16 protein-coding genes and 1 riboswitch are annotated in these 16,876 nt (G+C 43.8%); of the genes, 14 read left to right on the top strand and 2 right to left on the bottom strand.

What is annotated here, in order from left to right; translation table 11 throughout:
- Positions 1-245 precede the first annotated feature (245 nt).
- The 13 genes from MHI25_RS26100 to MHI25_RS26040 all read left to right on the top strand — a co-directional run bounded on the left by MHI25_RS26100 (position 246) and on the right by MHI25_RS26040 (position 14,658).
- Entirely contained in the window at positions 246-683 is a 438-nt protein-coding gene (locus MHI25_RS26100) for a hypothetical protein (RefSeq protein WP_076127990.1), read from the top strand.
- Positions 684-746: 63 nt separating this feature from the next.
- A complete protein-coding gene (locus MHI25_RS26095) occupies positions 747-1,892 on the top strand; it encodes a transglutaminase-like domain-containing protein (protein ID WP_076281937.1) in 1,146 nt (381 codons plus the stop codon).
- A 173-nt stretch (positions 1,893-2,065) separates the two neighbouring features.
- Positions 2,066-4,141, top strand: a complete 2,076-nt coding sequence (locus MHI25_RS26090; protein ID WP_340394589.1) for a penicillin-binding transpeptidase domain-containing protein — start codon at positions 2,066-2,068, stop codon at positions 4,139-4,141.
- Positions 4,142-4,172: 31 nt separating this feature from the next.
- Complete coding sequence (locus tag MHI25_RS26085; RefSeq protein ID WP_076308837.1) at positions 4,173-6,278, top strand: penicillin-binding transpeptidase domain-containing protein; 2,106 nt, start codon at positions 4,173-4,175, stop codon at positions 6,276-6,278.
- Between the two features lie 76 nt (positions 6,279-6,354).
- Positions 6,355-7,122 carry a Cof-type HAD-IIB family hydrolase gene (locus MHI25_RS26080; RefSeq protein ID WP_036685270.1) on the top strand — a complete coding sequence of 256 codons (768 nt, stop codon included), beginning with the start codon at positions 6,355-6,357 and terminating at the stop codon, positions 7,120-7,122.
- A 58-nt stretch (positions 7,123-7,180) separates the two neighbouring features.
- Positions 7,181-7,666 (top strand): DUF456 family protein, encoded by a 486-nt coding sequence (locus MHI25_RS26075; RefSeq protein WP_038573189.1) that lies wholly within the window; start codon positions 7,181-7,183, stop codon positions 7,664-7,666.
- Positions 7,667-7,692: 26 nt separating this feature from the next.
- Entirely contained in the window at positions 7,693-9,318 is a 1,626-nt protein-coding gene (locus MHI25_RS26070; protein ID WP_076277561.1) for a polysaccharide biosynthesis protein, read from the top strand.
- Between the two features lie 79 nt (positions 9,319-9,397).
- Positions 9,398-9,742, top strand: a complete 345-nt coding sequence (locus MHI25_RS26065) for a thioredoxin family protein (protein ID WP_076127982.1) — start codon at positions 9,398-9,400, stop codon at positions 9,740-9,742.
- Positions 9,743-9,844: 102 nt separating this feature from the next.
- Positions 9,845-10,828 carry a heme A synthase gene (locus MHI25_RS26060; protein ID WP_076184763.1) on the top strand — a complete coding sequence of 328 codons (984 nt, stop codon included), beginning with the start codon at positions 9,845-9,847 and terminating at the stop codon, positions 10,826-10,828.
- Between the two features lie 155 nt (positions 10,829-10,983).
- Positions 10,984-11,718, top strand: a complete 735-nt coding sequence (locus MHI25_RS26055) for a Cthe_2314 family HEPN domain-containing protein (protein WP_076184762.1) — start codon at positions 10,984-10,986, stop codon at positions 11,716-11,718.
- 102 nt (positions 11,719-11,820) lie between these two features.
- Positions 11,821-11,956: riboswitch (SAM riboswitch) on the top strand.
- Between the two features lie 102 nt (positions 11,957-12,058).
- Positions 12,059-13,075 carry a methionine ABC transporter ATP-binding protein gene (locus MHI25_RS26050; RefSeq protein WP_111505487.1) on the top strand — a complete coding sequence of 339 codons (1,017 nt, stop codon included), beginning with the start codon at positions 12,059-12,061 and terminating at the stop codon, positions 13,073-13,075.
- Positions 13,075-13,734, top strand: a complete 660-nt coding sequence (locus MHI25_RS26045; protein ID WP_076099375.1) for a methionine ABC transporter permease — start codon at positions 13,075-13,077, stop codon at positions 13,732-13,734. The genes MHI25_RS26050 and MHI25_RS26045 overlap by 1 nt, the downstream gene beginning before the upstream one ends.
- A 57-nt stretch (positions 13,735-13,791) precedes the next feature.
- On the top strand, positions 13,792-14,658 hold the full coding sequence (locus MHI25_RS26040) for a MetQ/NlpA family ABC transporter substrate-binding protein (RefSeq protein WP_036685252.1): 867 nt from the start codon (positions 13,792-13,794) through the stop codon (positions 14,656-14,658).
- A gap of 158 nt (positions 14,659-14,816) precedes the next feature.
- Here MHI25_RS26040 and MHI25_RS26035 read toward each other — a convergent pair whose 3' ends face one another.
- The gene (locus MHI25_RS26035; RefSeq protein WP_036685249.1) at positions 14,817-15,065 is read right to left on the bottom strand and encodes a NifU family protein; all 249 of its coding nucleotides are present in this window, start codon (positions 15,063-15,065) and stop codon (positions 14,817-14,819) included.
- A gap of 81 nt (positions 15,066-15,146) precedes the next feature.
- Between MHI25_RS26035 and MHI25_RS26030 the strand changes: the two genes are divergently transcribed.
- On the top strand, positions 15,147-15,401 hold the full coding sequence (locus tag MHI25_RS26030) for a YuzB family protein (protein ID WP_076099374.1): 255 nt from the start codon (positions 15,147-15,149) through the stop codon (positions 15,399-15,401).
- Between the two features lie 410 nt (positions 15,402-15,811).
- Here the strand turns inward: MHI25_RS26030 and MHI25_RS26025 are convergent, their stop codons facing one another.
- On the bottom strand, positions 15,812-16,873 hold the full coding sequence (locus MHI25_RS26025) for an NAD(P)/FAD-dependent oxidoreductase (RefSeq protein WP_076099373.1): 1,062 nt from the start codon (positions 16,871-16,873) through the stop codon (positions 15,812-15,814).
- Positions 16,874-16,876 lie beyond the last annotated feature (3 nt).

Raw genomic sequence — 16,876 nt, 5'->3', positions numbered from 1 at the left:
ACAATAAAGATTAATGCAGGAAGGCGGATTTTAAGAAGATCAAATTTAAGCAACTACTTGTACTTTACGTGGGACAGAGAGGGCTTATACCGCTTTTTTAATTCCTATAAGCAGGTATACCTTTCTCTGGCTGTGGAACCATGAATTATGATGGGCATTCATGTATAATAATTAATATTGGCGTCATGTCTATAGAGGAGATAATCCTTAGGACGAAACTAGGTGATAGGGGTGTTGTGAGGTTGATGGATCCAGAGGTGTGGTCACAGTTTATTAGAGAGAATTGGTTAGTTATTGTTATTGCGCTCATTCTGTTGTTCGCGGTTGTTAATTTGGTCAAAACGATGTTGAAATGGGCGATTGTCATTATTATCGTTGTAGGTCTATTCATCTATAGTGGTGTGACAATGGACCAAATTGGTAACGCTGTGAATAAGGTGGCAGATGGAACGGTAAGTACGGTGAAGAAGGAAGCACAAGAGGTTATGCTTAAAGAGGCGCAGGATGCGAAGTACACTTCAAATGGTGACGGAACATTTACGATTACAACTCCGAATATTGAAGTGAAAGGTACTACTGGCGAAGATAAGGTAGAGGTTACTTTCCGCGGAGTTAGTCTTGGAAAGTGGAGTATTACTGATACCACACAAACATTTATCGAGGAAGCTCGGAAACATCAATAAACGGCTTCAGTTTAAATTATTATCAAAAACAAGCAAGCGGGCGATTGAAAGGGGAGATTGGATATGATAAACGGTTGGTTGACTAGTCTTAGTGATGCAAATATCATCTCCATCGCCCTCCTGCTGGTAGTAGTCTTTTCACTATTGCAAGGCTGGAGCAGAGGGTTCTCAAGTGCTACCGGAAGATTATTCGGTCTGCTGGGAACAGGACTGTATACAATAGCTTCTTTGGTGCTGGCCATTCCTGCTGCGGCTTATCTCAATCCTCATGTACAGACTTGGGCAGCAGGAATAAGTCTGCCTGATAAACAGCTGACCCAGTGGCAGCAAATTTATTATACGGCTGTGTCTGTGCTGGCGGAATCGCCGCTGGTGCGGTTTCTATTGTTGTTATTGCTCTCTTATATCTTAATTCGCATGCTTCTGGGATTGTTGTCTATGCTGCTCCCATTCCATCAGCTACGGCGCACCAAGACATTTAAGGACAGAAAGATTACGCAAGTAAGCCGTATGGGCGGAGCTATCATAGGATTAATTATAGGCTTGACTCGTGGTTTAATTATTGTGCTTGCTCTCTTCATTTGTGTTGGCCTAAATCCAGAAAGTCAATTTAGCCGTTATGTTGAATCTTCTCCGATCTACAGTCAAAGCGCTGCCGCTGTATTTGAGCCCTTTGTTGGGGAGACCGTGCAGAAAAAGCTGCCTATTCTGACGAAGACCGTTGCAGCTGAGATGAATGATATCCTGCGCAGAAAATATGAAGTTATTGATCATGACATTCCACAAGATATTGTGGGTGCGGCTGAAGATATTATTGGACAAGCGCAAGGAGACGAGAAGAAAGCCAGACTACTGTATGATTGGGTAGGAACACGAGTAACTTATGATTACGCCAAAGCGGAAAATTATGAAAAAAATAGAATTTGGCATGAACAGACCCCGCAGGATACCTTCGACACACGCATAGGGGTATGTATTGATTATGCACGTCTTTACGCTGTAATGGCCCGCTCCCAAGGATTGCAGGTGCGCGTTGTAACGGGTCAAGGCTATGATGGTCGAGGCGGGTATGGCGCACATGCCTGGAATGAAGTTTATATAAGTGACCGGCAAGCTTGGATTCCATTGGATCCCACTTGGGCGAGCAGTGGGGATTGGTTTAATCCGAAGGATTTTGACGATACGCATATTAGGGAGAACGCACTCTGAGTGAGGGCGCCGCACTCCTTCCGTGTGGTACAATAAACTCATACCAACCGCTCTAACACAAATGCGAGTGCAATGCTCACAATCAGCTTCTTAGAAATCACCTTCATTATAAGAGCAATGTCGCTGGCTAAGGCAATTCAGACATTATTTTTATATAGAAGGGAAGAAAGCTGGTGAGCTTTGGGAAGCAGCTCCCGCCTGCGGACGGGAAATCTTCGAAACATTCTGTAGGTCTGAGATTGAATCTGTTTTTCTTTGGCACTTTTTTTATTTTTTGTATCATTATTGTGCGTCTTGCAGGTTTGCAGTTTACTGAGGGAGCTTTGCTGACAGAAGAAGAGATCAAACGGGATACGAAGTTTGTTCCGCTGGCAGCCATGCGAGGGATTATTTTTGCTGCCGGGGGTGAGCAGATAGCCTATTCTACACCTGTTGAGTCGCTCTATCTTACCCTAAATAAGGAATATACAGCTAAAACTACCGATAAAGTAACGGGTGAAACCTCACTAACGGAAAAAGCGAAAAATAAGTCTAATGACCTTGCAGCAAGATTAGTAGCGGAGTTTGAGAAATATGGAAGTGCAGATGCCCCTAAGTTAACGCAGCAGGACGTGCTGGATTTACTTGATCTGGACTTTAAAAAGTATCTGGGTTATGTACCGCGTCGTATAAAAGCAGGGCTAACTTCAGAAGAAATAGCTTATTTCATGGAACATAAGGATGAATATCCAGGCATTACCATTGTGGAAGAAAGTGTACGCCACTACGATAAAGATACGGTAGCTGTGCAAACGGTGGGTTTTGGTAAACCTTTTAAATCAACCGAAGACATAGCGATGTACAAAAATATTCGTAGTGCAATGAAGGACAATTCTTCACCGGGACTTATGTATAAAACGGAAGAATATGTAGGATTTGATGGTCTGGAAATGCAGTATCAACGCGAACTGCGCGGAGAAAATGGTTATCAGGTCATTTCGGTCACTCCTCAAAATATGGCGGAGAAGGTAGAACAGACCGTTCCCCCTGTAAAAGGCAATAACATTTGGATGACCATTAATAAGAATGTTCAGATGAAGACTGAACAGGCTATATTGGATCAGATTAAATGGCTGCATACCAATGCTGTTCAAGGCGAAACTCATCCTGATGCTTTAACAGGTTATGCAGTAGCAATGGAAGTAGAGACTGGGAATATTGTCGCTATGGCGAGTATGCCTGATTACGATTCGAATGTATGGACAAAGGACTCGCTGCCTACATCTGTCTGGAATAAAATTATGAATAATCATCTGAATGGTACAATTACCTCGAATTCTTCCGGGAGATCGGGTCATGATTTTAGCTCACTTGTATTCTTGGGATCGACCATTAAACCGTTAAGTGTATTAATTGGTTTAAATGAAGGGTTTTTTAACACCTCGAGCACCTATCCCGATGTGGGGATTACCTATTTCGGTAAGGATGATAAATCATCGGTTAGAAATTCATCAGGTCACGTCTATGGAAAACTGTATCCGGCTGATGCTATCAAGCAATCCTCTAACGTATTTATGGTAGATATGGTCGGAAAGCAACTATACAAGAAATACCTGGGGGATAAAGGTGTAGAGGTCTGGGACGAATATATGAAAAAGTTCGGACTGGGTGTGTCAACACAAAGTGGTCTTCCCGGTGAATCACCAGGTCAGATTAACTATACAGATTTCAAGGCTGCAGGGAGCTCACAGGCCGCGCTCGTCTACGCATCTTTTGGCCAGCAAGGCAGTTATACTACATTACAGCTTGCCCAGTATGCTACTACACTTGCAAATGAAGGTGTTCGAATTAAACCGCAGCTTTTAAGTAAGATTACTGATGCGCAAGGTAAGGTGGTTAAGGAATTTAAAAAAGAAGTGCTTAATAGCGTAACCTTTGATAAATCGTTCTGGAGAGAAATCAAACAGGGAATGAGCAGTAAAGTTAGTGCTTTTGACGATTTTCCTTATGATTTTGCCCGTAAGACAGGAACCTCTGAAAAAACGGATAGAAAAAATATAAACCGTGATAACGGGGTCTTTATTGCCTTTGCTCCACGTGAGAATCCGAAGCTGGCTGTAGCGGTTGTGATTCCGGAAGGCGGCTTTGGCTCCAATAGTGCAGCTCCGGTTGCCCGTAAGATTTTTGATGCTTATGATTGGGAATATGGGCTGGATGGGGTTCCGAAGAAGAATATTCCACCTGTGGCAGATCCCGTTCAAGAACAATAAGCTTAAATTAGAGAAAAAGGAGAGAAAAACTGTGAGTTTTTTCCGTAAGCAGGCCTCACCTCCTGACGAGACCAGCAGCAAAAGTTCCATTGGCCTGCGACTCAACGTGTTTTTCTTTAGCACGTTCGTTATATTTTGCGTAATCATCATCCGACTAGCTGTTCTGCAGTTCGTGGAAGGTCCAACTTTAACTGAGGTAGAGACGAGTAGAGATACTAAAAATGTACCGTTAGCTTCCATGAGAGGGGTTATATACGCTGCAGGTGGTGAGAAGCTAGCTTATTCCACACCTGTTCAATCGCTGTATATCACACTCAATAAAGAGTATACGGCTAAGGAAACAGATAAAGTCACCGGTAAAACAACGCTGACCCCAGAGGCTAAGGCCAAGTCTGATGCATTGGCAGCCAAGCTGGTAGCTGATTTCAATAAATATGGGGATCCAAATGCAGAGAAGATGACGGAGAAAGATGTAATTGATGCGTTGGATTTATATTTCCGTAAATCACTTGGCTTTATGGCACGGCGAATTAAGGCTGATCTGACTACTGAAGAAGTTGCTTATTTCATGGAACATAAAGGAGAATATCCGGGGCTTGAGATTGTCGAGGAGAGCATTCGTCATTACGATAAAGATACGGTTGCTGTACAGACGATTGGTTATATCAAACCCTTCAAATCCGCGAACAGTCTTAATATTTATAAAAACATTCTAAGTGCTATGAAAAACAATCCGGAGCCAGGGCTAACGTATAAGGATGATGAATTTGTTGGATTCGATGGGCTGGAGCTGAAATATCAGCGTGAGCTTCGCGGGCAAAACGGCTATCAGGAAATTTCTGTCAATCCACAGAATATGGCGGAGAAAATTGAGCGTGTCGTTCCGCCTGTCAAAGGAAATGACATCTGGACAACGATTAATAAGAACGTTCAGATGAAGACAGAACAGGCGATAACAGATCAGCTCAAATGGTTGCACTCTAATACCGTACAAGGCAGAACGCATCCGAATGCTTTAACGGGATATGCAGTAGCGATGGAAGTAGATACTGGCAATATTGTTGCTATGGCGAGTATGCCTGACTATGATACGAATGTTTGGACAACGGGTTCTTTATCTGCAGATGTCTGGAACAGTATTATGGATAACTATCAGAACGGCACGATAACTCCTATTTCTTCAGGAACTTCAGGGAATGGACTAAGATCTGTATTGCTTCTAGGTTCAACGATTAAACCTTTGAGTGTACTCGTGGGCCTGAATGAAGGGTTGTTTTCAACTTCTTCTTATTATCAGGATAGAGGTTTTGCGACTTTTGGTAAGTCTGGGCATGAAACGAAGGTAAGAAACTCTTCTAACCACGTATATGGTTCTTTGGATCCTGCTAGAGCCATTGAGAAATCCTCGAATGCATTTATGGTCGATATGGTCGGTAAAAGATTGTATGACAAATATAAAAGCAAAGGGATAGACATCTGGGATGTCTATATGAAAGAGTTCGGCCTTGGTGTATCTACGGGAATTGACCTGCCTAATGAATTCTTGGGTCAAAGAAACTATACCAATATAGAAGCTGCTGGTAGTGCGCAGTCCGCACTGGTCTATGCCTCTTTCGGACAACAAGGAAGTTATACAGTAATGCAGCTTGCACAGTATGTTACTACACTTGCTAATGAAGGACAGCGGATTAAACCACAACTGGTTAGCAAGATTACTGATGCAGATGGAAATATAATCAAAGAATTTAAACGTGAGGTGCTTGATGAAGTAACAAACTTCGATAAGTCCTACTGGAATGAAATTAAGCAGGGGATGCGAAGTGAAGTTAGTGCTTTTTCTGATTTCCCTTATGACTTTGCCCGTAAGACGGGAACCTCTCAGCAAGTAGCTAAGGGTGAAATTCGCGATAATGGGGTATTTATTGCATATGCTCCACGTAATAATCCTAAGTTGGCTGTGGCGGTTGTAATCCCTGAAGGTGGTTTTGGTTCACAAAGTGCGGCACCAGTCGCACGTAAAATATTTGATGCCTATGATTGGGAATATGGGCTTGATGGAGTTCCAAAGAAAAGTCTCCAGTCTGGCAATAATACTAATGATAATGCGAAGGAGGGAGAGACTACAGGTACCGAGTAACTCTGACCCTATGGCTAAGATTTAAAAAAATAAACAGCTTCTCAAATGAGAGCATACAAGAATGGAGGGGTGGCAAATGATTGCCAAATACCGCCTGCTTGCATTGGATATGGATGGAACCCTACTGAATGATGAACAGATAATTACACCCACAACGGTGGAATGGATTCAAAAGGCGGTCAACGCAGGCGTTCATGTCTGTCTGTCGACAGGCCGGGCATTTGTAAGTGCCTTACCCTATGCAGAGCAGCTAGGTTTAGAGACACCGATGATCACTGTGAACGGCAGTGAGGTGTGGAGAGCGCCACATGAAATATACCGGAGATCACTAATGGATCCCAAGCTGGTACAAGAAATGTATGATCTTGCAAAAGCAGATGACATCTGGTTCTGGGCTTATTCTCTGGACGAAGTTCTTAAACAGGATAACTGGGATGGGGATGTAACGGGTAGAGAATGGCTTAAGTTCGGTTATCACACTGAAGATGATGAGCTTCGTCATAAGCTGTTGCTTCGTCTTCAAGATATGGGTGGACTGGAGATTACGAACTCTTCTCCGCACAATCTGGAGATTAATCCTCTAGGCGTGAATAAGGCAGCAGGAATAAAGGAAGTCTGCAAGCTGCTGGGAATAGAAATGTCGCAAGTTGTAGCTGTGGGTGACAGCCTTAACGATCTGGCGGCGATCCAGCAGGCTGGGCTTGGGGTTGCCATGGGCAATGCGCAAAAGACGGTTAAACAAGAGGCTGACGTTGTGGTGGCGACCAATAATCAAGACGGGATTGCTGAGGTCATCCAAAAGTATATCTTTACCGAAGCTGCAGCCTCTGTAGGCAGCAAATAATAAAAGCAGTACTGCGAAGTGAATCCATGGAGCATTATGCTAGTAGGAGGTTAAGGAATTGACGATCCTGGGTTGGATTCTTATCATTGTTTTGTTTGCTGTAGGATTGGCAGGGGCTGTGTATCCTATACTGCCGGGTGCGTTAGCGATCTATCTTGCCTTTTTTGTATACGGCTGGTTCTTTTCTTTTGAGCCCTTTGGGGTTTGGTTCTGGATTATTCAAACACTGATCGTTGTAGTTCTTTTTGTTGCTGATTATGTTGTAGGAGCGTGGGGTGTCAAAAAATTTGGCGGCTCACGTTCATCGATTATCGGGAGCACGATCGGGCTGATCTTGGGACCTTTTGTTATTCCAGCTTTTGGTCTTATCATTGGACCATTTCTAGGGGCTTTTATTGGAGAATTGATTGTGGGATCTTCCCCGTCTAAAGCTGCTAAGGTAAGTGTTGGCTCCATACTCGGCTTATTTAGCAGCACCTTGGTCAAAATCGTGTTGCAGGTAATTATGGTCGTCCTCTTTTTTATATGGGTCGCCCGGTTTTAATTTAACAGTGAAGAAGGGGAAAGAGTTTGTCCAAGAAAGAGTCTTTTGTTAAAGGCACGCTTATCCTTGCTGCTGCAGCTTTGGTGGCAAGGGTACTCGGGCTTGTCCAGCGGGTGCCGCTGGAGCATTTATTTAATGATGTTGGTAATGCTTCATTTACGCAGGCAAACACAGTTTATTTGATGTTATTACCGCTGGCTACAGCAGGGATTCCAAGTACATTAAGTAAAATGGTATCTGAGCGTTATGCACTGAATAGACCAAATGAAGCTCAGCAGGTGTATCGGGCGGCATTAATCTTTGGTGTTGTAGTTGGCGTAATTATGAGCGCATTGTTATACATAGGTGCTCCTTATTATGCAGAATATGCAAAAGTTCCTGAAAGTACTTTGGCGATCCGGGCCATAGCTCCGGCACTCCTACTCTTCCCTTCTATTGCAATGATGCGTGGTTACTTTCAAGGGCGGAATAATATGATGGCTGGTGGCATCTCTCAAATTGTGGAGCAGATCGCGAGGGTATCTACCGCTGTTCTTCTGGCATTTGTATTGTTACAAAAAGGGTACGACAACACGTGGATGGCTGCTGGTGCATCATTCGGTAGTGTATTTGGTAGTGTTGGTGCGTTTGGTGTAATGCTCTATTACGCTATGAAATTACGGCGTAGCGAGGGGCAAACTGCATTATACGAAACGAATGAAGCAAAGCTTCCTCTATTTGGAATTTATAAGGATATATTTAAATTATCAATTCCTATCGTTCTATCTTCAGTTACGGTTCCAGTAGTGAACTTTATTGATACATCTTTAATTGTACCGTTACTGAGTGGACAAGTTGGTGTAGCTGATGCCACACGTGCTTTGGGTATTTTCGGGAGTCGGGCACAGAGTGTCGCCGGGATTCCGCCGGTTCTTTCTATAGCACTGAGCACATCACTTATACCAATTATTTCAGCTGCATATGCCCGTCGGGATGAAAAACATCTAAAAGGGCAAGTGACGTTAGCGCTTCGTATCTCTATTTTAACAGGAGCACCGATTGTTCTATCACTCGTAGTTGCTGCATATTCAGTTAATGGCCTCTTATTCAGTAGTTTAGATGGCAGTGGTATCGTAGCCATGCTTACTTTAGGTACGATCTTTCAGATTACGATGATGACAACAAACTCTATTTTGTTAGGTATGGGCAAATCGCGAATTTCCATGTATTATGTGTTAGCGGGTATTATTGTAAAATTAGTGGCAAGCTTATTACTTAGTAAGGTATTTGGCATCTACGGAATTATCGGTGCAACAGCACTTTGTTTCGTGGTCATTACTTTGCTTAACTTACGGATGCTGAAATCGATCGTGCCTTTTGAAATTATGGGCAAACGTTGGGGCGGTTTCGCGATTGCGGTACTTGTGTCCGGCGGGATTGGTTATGGCTTGAATGAAGCTGGGATTCTGTTAACGGATCTGATGCCGGCACGTTTGGCGTTTCTGATCACTTGTCTTGTTGTAGGAGCAGCCGTTGTTGTTATTTATCTAGTACTGCTTATTGTGCTGGGTGTGCTGACTAAACAGGAAATCTCCAGTTATCCGCGGGCGCTGCAAAAATTATTGAATCCGCTGATGAAGTTACAGCCTGCACGTGTTCGTATGAGAGAATAAGGTTTGACTTCTACACTGCATTTTGCTTCACTTAAAGAGTAGAAAATAGACAGATATTGAAGAAGGGACTGAGTAAATCATGGACAAAATTAGTTCTCCTGCTGAATTTCAGGTAGCCATTCAATCACCTCGATTAACAGTGGCCATCTTCAAGGCTGACTGGTGCTCGGATTGCAAATTTATCGATCCTTTTATCCCAGAGGTAGAGCAGTCTTATGCAGACCGCCTTACACTGGTTGAGGTAGATGTTGATGCCGTGGGCGATGTTAGCCAAGAACAAAATATTATGGGTATTCCAAGCTTCGTCGCATATTCGGATGGACGGGAATTGGTTAGATTCGTTAATAAATTGCGCAAATCCCGTGAAGAGATTGAGAATTTCCTTGATAAAGCGGTCCAAGTGCATCAAAGCCTTCAAAAGTAATTCCTAAGGAACCACCGCTTTCGCCTGTTTGTGCAAAAGCGGTGGTTTTTTGAAATATAAGTCTGGCTGCTTCTTCATTACTAAAAACTGCGGGTGATATTTTTGACGACAAATCAGTTGAAATGGCTTAGTTATCTTACTTGCCTTATCATGTTCCTCGCTGTACTCGGAGGAGCGGTAGTGACGAAGACTGGATCGGGCTTGGAATGCGGAAATGAATGGCCGCTCTGTCATGGAAAATTAATTCCGGCTTATACTATAGGCTCGATGATTGAATACACCCATCGCTTGTTTAGCGGTTTGGCAGGGTTATTCTCACTTGCCTCGATGTTTGCTTTTTGGCGTTATGCTCGTACGCGGCGCGATTTGCTGGGATATGCATTTATGACCTTAGTATTCGTCATCGTTCAAGGTGGTATGGGAGCGCTTGCAGTAATTAAATCCCAATCCGCTGCTGTAATGGCGTTGCATATGGGTTTTTCTTTGATCGCCTTTTCGAGCGCTATGATGTTGGCTCTTGGAACCAAGAGATGGCATGAAGCACGTGAATATGATCATAAGCTGGAGGCTCAAAAGAAGCCCGTAAGTAAGGCTTTTCGCAATTTAACCTGTTTTACTGCCATCTATTCTTATATTGTCGTGTATATTGGAGCCTTTGTAAGTCATACGGATTCACAAGGCGGGTGTTCGGGTTGGCCGCTTTGTAATGGAGAATGGGTTCCGGAGCTTTCCGGAGGTGTAGGTGTTGTTTTTACGCATCGGATTGCGGCTTTAATCTTATTCATGCTTACTGCGCTGCTTGGGCATTTAGCATTTTGGAAACATAAGGATTATCCAGAGCTTAGAGCGCTAGGTATAGCTGCAGTGCTGTTATGCTTGATGCAGGTATTTAGTGGGGCGGCTGTGGTTTACACTCTAGATAATGAAAGGCTGTACATATTTGCCGCTTTGGCTCATATTTTACTGATTGCCAGTTTGTTTGGTGTCTTATGTTATATGAGTGTAAGAGTCTGGCAGCTAAATCGCGCGAGTAGTGTCGTGTCTGGAAAAAATGTAACGAGCCCAATGATTCCACCGCCTTGGTAGAACATTCCCTCCGTGGATAGAGGTGCTTCACCCGCGGAATAATAAAGTGGAAATCGGTATATCGTGGAGCTGATTGGCCGATGCTTACGTCGCGAGTTTTGTACGAAGCAGTCCATGGAAGCAGACGCTGAACAAAACTTTAGGAGGACTGGGATATGCTGCGGGTATTACTTGGAGAGCCGCCTCGAAAGAACAGCGGTGTGTTGGCTGATGCGATGGAGAATATGGCCACTTTTGCAGCATTGCTGCGCAAGGAAATGAGTGCCCATGAGGATAATGACCATGAATACCGCAAGCTGGAGATTTGGACACGTGGGCTGATTTCCTCTCTGGATGAACTGGAGCAAAGTTGGTTCGCGGCCGCTTTTTACCGGAAATTAGTGATTGCGGGTTATATGGATGATATGACACCGGTGGAACAGGGCGATTATGCACGTTATGTTTATTTTTATAAAGATGGCTTTATCCGGGTTTTCTCTCTTCTGGACAAGCTTGGGACGGTACTGAATCATTTTTATGATCTCAAAACATCCAAATTAAAAACGCACTTTTCTTACTTTACAGTGCTGCGTCAGCTTCAATTATTGAATGTGCATCCTGCATTAGCGGATCAACTGGAAGAGATTAAGAACTCCTACCGCGATCCATTGGAGAATTTACGCAAGCGCAGAAATGCTGAAATTCATTATATGAATTCCGAAATGCAGGATGATTTGTGGCAGCGGCACCAAGGTCTGCATGACAAAATTCAGCTCGAGGATCTGGATAGCCATCTTGAGGATTTAAAACAATCGCTCGAAATGAACTGTAAGACATTAATCGCGGCATTCAGCTACAGCAATGAACAGCTGCGTAAGGAAATAAGCAAGACAAAGAGCATAAAATCGTAATCGTTCAATATATTTCCTTTTGACAAAAATCGATAAACTCACTATACTTATGCTTGCATTAAAGTATGTACGATTTCAGAAAAAATATAATTTCATAACTTTATCTTATCGAGAGCGGCGGAGGGATAGGCCCGATGAAGCCCGGCAACCGATTTGTAACCAGCGCGGGAAGCGTTGTACAAATGTCATGGTGCTAATTCCTACAATGGCGCAGGTTGCGGTCGTTGGCAGATGAGAAGGCATTGTCTTAATAAACCCACAGAGCCTCTTGCGATCTGCATCGATCGTTGGAGGTTTTTTTGTATAGAATAAGTGAAGTATAAAGGGGGGGCGACGAGAGTTGATTAATCTAAAAGGGATAACAAAGGTTTATGGAAAAGGGAGTAATGCGGCAACAGCACTTTCTGGATTGAATTTGTCCATCGAGAAAGGTGAAATATTCGGAGTCATCGGCCACTCTGGAGCCGGGAAAAGTACATTGATCCGTTGCATTAATCTGTTGGAACGTCCGACAGAAGGAGAGGTCTGGGTAGACGGTGTTGAGCTAACCAGTCTTAACCAAGGTCAGCTGCAGGAACAGCGGCGCAAGATTGGGATGATTTTTCAACATTTCAATTTGCTGTCTTCGGCGACCGTATACGATAATATTGCCTTTCCACTACGCCTTGCAGGTACATCTAGAACAGCTATTGATACAAAAGTCAAAGACCTGCTCGCTCTAGTTGGGCTTGAAGAACATAAAGATAAGTATCCTTCTCAGTTATCTGGAGGACAAAAGCAGCGGGTCGGCATCGCCCGGGCACTAGCCAGTGACCCTGATGTACTGCTGTGTGACGAGGCCACTTCTGCGCTTGATCCCCAGACAACGGACTCCATTCTTAAGCTGCTGCTCGATATTAATAAAAGATTCCATTTGACCATTGTGCTGATCACACATGAAATGCATGTAATCCAGAGCATCTGCGACCGTGTCGCGGTCATTCATGGTGGTGGGATTGTTGAGCAAGGCAAAGTTACAGAGGTATTTCTCAAGCCGCAGCATGAGGTTACACGCGATTTCATCCGCAGTGAGACACAGAATGAAGGACCTCTTCGAGTGGCGCTTGATGCTGCTGCCGGGGATAACTCTCAAGCTGTCAAAATTACTTTTTTCGGAGAAAAAACTTACGGCTCGGCACTATCCGATGTCGTGCGTGATACGGGTGTAAGCTTTGCAATCTTACATGGTACCATTTCAACGATTAAAGATGTGCCTTATGGACAGATGATTGTGCGGTTCGAAGGGCCAGCTGAGGCGATTGCTGTAACGATCTCCAGGCTAATTGCTCAAGGCCTTGATGTGGAGGTGATTTCGTAATGAATTTTGCAGATCTAAATTGGCAAGAAATGATGGATGCTACGGTTGCTACTATAAAAATGATATTTTTTTCCGGATTGTTCACAATTATTCTTGGTTTACCACTCGGAATTCTATTGTATTTATGGGGGAAATCGAATAGTATAGTAATCAGAGTAACTTACTCGGTCTTATCATTACTTGTAAATATTCTACGTTCCGTACCCTTTATCATTTTGATGGTGGCTCTAATTCCTTTCAGCAAAGCCGTTGTTGGAACCTCCATTGGTGTACTCGGTACGATTCCACCTCTGGTGATTGGTGCAGCTCCGTTTTTTGCCCGCTTGGTAGAGACGTCGTTAAGAGAGGTAGACCGCGGAGTCATCGAAGCCGCACAAGGTATGGGAGCATCGACGAACCAAATCGTTATGCGTGTTCTTTTGCCAGAAGCTCGTCCAGGTCTGCTCGCTGGAGTTACGATCACACTGGTTACACTGGTCTCCTATACAGCAATGGCTGGTATGGTTGGGGGCGGCGGATTAGGTGACTTGGCGATTCGTTACGGCTACCACCGCTATGAGACGGAGATTATGATTGTTTCTATAATATTTATTGTCGTACTGGTGCAATTGCTACAAATGGCCGGTGACCGACTCGTAAAACATTACACACGGAAATAAGGTACATCCATATATATCCTTATTCAATACAAAATATAGATTAGAGGGGGATTTACAATGAAAAAAGTACTACTTACATTTTTTAGCCTGACACTGGTTGCGGTGCTTGCGGCTTGCGGTAACAACAATGCATCTAATAATGCTGGGAGCTCGGCTGCTACAACAGCACCAAACGCAGAAGCAACAAGTGAACCTACTAAAGATCCTGTGAAATTGGTTATTGGTGCCTCACCTGTTCCTCATGCTGAAATTTTGAAGGCTATTGCTCCATTGCTCGAAAAAGATGGAATTACACTTGAAATCAAAGAATTCACTGACTATATTCAACCTAACGTGCAGCTTGATGAGAAGGAGTTAGACGCTAACTTTTTCCAACACCAACCGTATCTGGATGACCAAAACAAAAATAATAAAACCGACCTAGTCTCTGTTGCATCCGTTCACGTTGAACCTTTTGGAGCTTATTCCAAAAAAATCAAATCGATCGATGAGTTGGCTGATGGTGCAAAAGTTGCCATTCCGAACGATGCTACTAACGGTGGCCGTGCACTAATCCTACTTGCAAAAAATGGTCTGATTACCTTGAAAGATGATACAAACATTGCTGCAACAAAAGCAGATATCACTGAAAACAAGAAAAATCTCGACATCATTGAGTTGGAAGCAGCTATGCTCCCACGTCAACTGGATGAGGTAGACCTTGCTTTGATCAACACGAACTTTGCACTAGACGCTGGTCTTGTGCCAACTAAAGATGCATTGTTCATCGAGGGTGTAGATTCCCCTTATGCTAACATTTTGGTAACCCGTCAAGACAATAAAGATTCCGAAGCCATCAAAAAGCTGGTTGCTGCCCTGAATTCTCCAGAAGCTAAAGCTTTCATTGAAGAAAAGTACGAAGGTGCGATCATTCCAGCGTTTTAAGGAATGAAGCTAAATTCGTCTATAGTCATAACAAGAACCCGCAGCCAAGTTGGCTTGCGGGTTTTATGTTCTAAGGTTGTGAGAGAATGTTAAATCCTCTATAATAAGAAAATCCCGATCTCCTTTACAGGAGAATCGGGAGGGTTATTGAACGGGATTTAGAATACTTGAACTACTTCTTCAACGCCTTCTACTTCTTCAAGGAGGGCGCGTTCAATCCCGGCTTTCAAGGTGATCGTGGAGCTTGGGCAGCTGCCGCAGGCACCCATAAGTTTCAACTTAACGATGCCGTCTTCCACATCGACCAGTTCTACGTCACCGCCATCGCGCTGCAGGAACGGACGAAGCTTATCCAGCACTTCTAGTACTTCATCATACATTTCGGTGCTTTGTGCATTCTCACTCATTTCTCAATCACTCCTTTCGTAAGTTCATTATAGTACAAAAAGTTAAAAAATAAAATGGTTAGGCGGAATAGGGAGATCATCATGAGACCAATTATTGAATTTTGTTCCAGCAACATGGGTCACGGAACAGACAAGCTAATGCATAAGCTGGAGGAAAATCCAGATTATGATGTCATTGAATACGGATGTCTGAACAATTGTGGAGAGTGTTATTTAATGCCTTTCGCCATGGTTGAAGGTGACATTATTGCAGCAGAAACTGTTGCAGAGCTAGAAGAGAAAATTGAGGCCAAGATCAAAGAGCTTGAGGCTTGGTTTAATATAGATCTTGACTAAATTTCTCGAGAAAAAAAGAGGGAGCACTCCATAATCTAAATTATGGAGTGCTCCCTCTTTTTGGAACCTTACTTGAACAAAATCCACCAATTTGATCGATTAGGCAACATATTGGAGAGTGCAGGGGCTACCGTGAAGGTGCCACCGGACTCAGGCGACCTTATATTGAGTGTTTTCCTACATTTGGATTGCTATCGGACCCCATAGTCACTATTCACCTGAAAAACAGCATAAATGAACCTCATTATAAGCAATAACTTCACTGGAGTCCGAAACTCTCCTTCAAAGGCTGAAAATTTGCAAATAAGGTCATCTGAGTCCGAAGGGTATACGCACCAATAACGTAAGGAAGCTACTCTCGTGTTTATCTGAGAGTAGCTTCCTTTAATACTTATGAACCAATCATAGGCTTATCCTAAAGTGCGTTTCGACATCCAGAGCACTCCGCTCTTGAGGATGCGGGGAACCCGTCCTTTGACGGAGCGTTGTCCCATAAGTCCGAATCCTGCTTTTTTTCCTAGTGACCCTAAAGTACCCTTCAGGCGAATAGGATGAAGCTTAGGAGTCTCACCGCGCCAGGTCGCTTGGATAACCTGAGCTACCTGCTCACCCTGTGCTCCAGCGGCTTGTGCGCTTGGTGCGAATGGCAGACTGGCACAGTCACCAATCACATATACCTCCGGATAATCCGGTATACGATAATACTCATCCAGCATAATCCGTCCACCGCGGTCCTTCGACACATTCAAATCTTGAACTACTTTTACAGGTTGAATCCCTGCGGTCCATACTGTCACATCTGAAAGGATTTCCTCGGTACCGTTAAAAATCGAATCCTTCTCTACATGAGATACAGAGATTCGTCCTAGCGTTTGCACCTGATGGTGATGAAACCATTCCTCTACGTACTGTGACAGCTTTGCCGGAAAGGCAGACAAAACACGTTCACCGCGATCCAGAATAGCGATGTTAAGGTCTGGACGGCTTTCCCGAAGCTCTGCGGCTAATTCAACACCGCTCAATCCTCCACCTACAATGTTTATCGTTCCGTAAGGCTTCACATCATTTAAACGGCGGTAGGTTTCCCGAGTACCAGCAAAGGTCTGGATGCTGCAGGTATATTGATCAGCACCAGGGATGTTGTGGTAATTGTCGGTACAGCCAAGAGCAATGGCTAGGAGATCATAAGATACAATCTCACCGGACTCCATACTGACTATTTTGCTCTCCAAATCAATGGAACTCACTTCACCGTACCGGACAGTAAGCCGGGGGTGAACCGGAAAATGAATGCGCAGGTGATAATCAGTTACGGTACCTGCGGCGAGCGCATAATATTCCGTTTTGATTCCTTGATAAGGCATTCGGTCAATTAAGATAATTTCAACATCATGAGGAAGATGATTATTGAGTAATTCTTGAATTAAGGCTAGGCCGCCGTAGCCACCGCCAAGAACGAGTATTGTTCTCATGCT

It is taken from the genome of Paenibacillus sp. FSL E2-0177 (assembly GCF_037992975.1).
In the GTDB taxonomy this organism is placed as follows: Bacteria; Bacillota; Bacilli; order Paenibacillales; family Paenibacillaceae; genus Paenibacillus_AQ; species Paenibacillus_AQ odorifer.
Note: the sequence above shows the minus strand (reverse complement) of the source record. Positions and strands in the feature narration are given on the sequence as shown.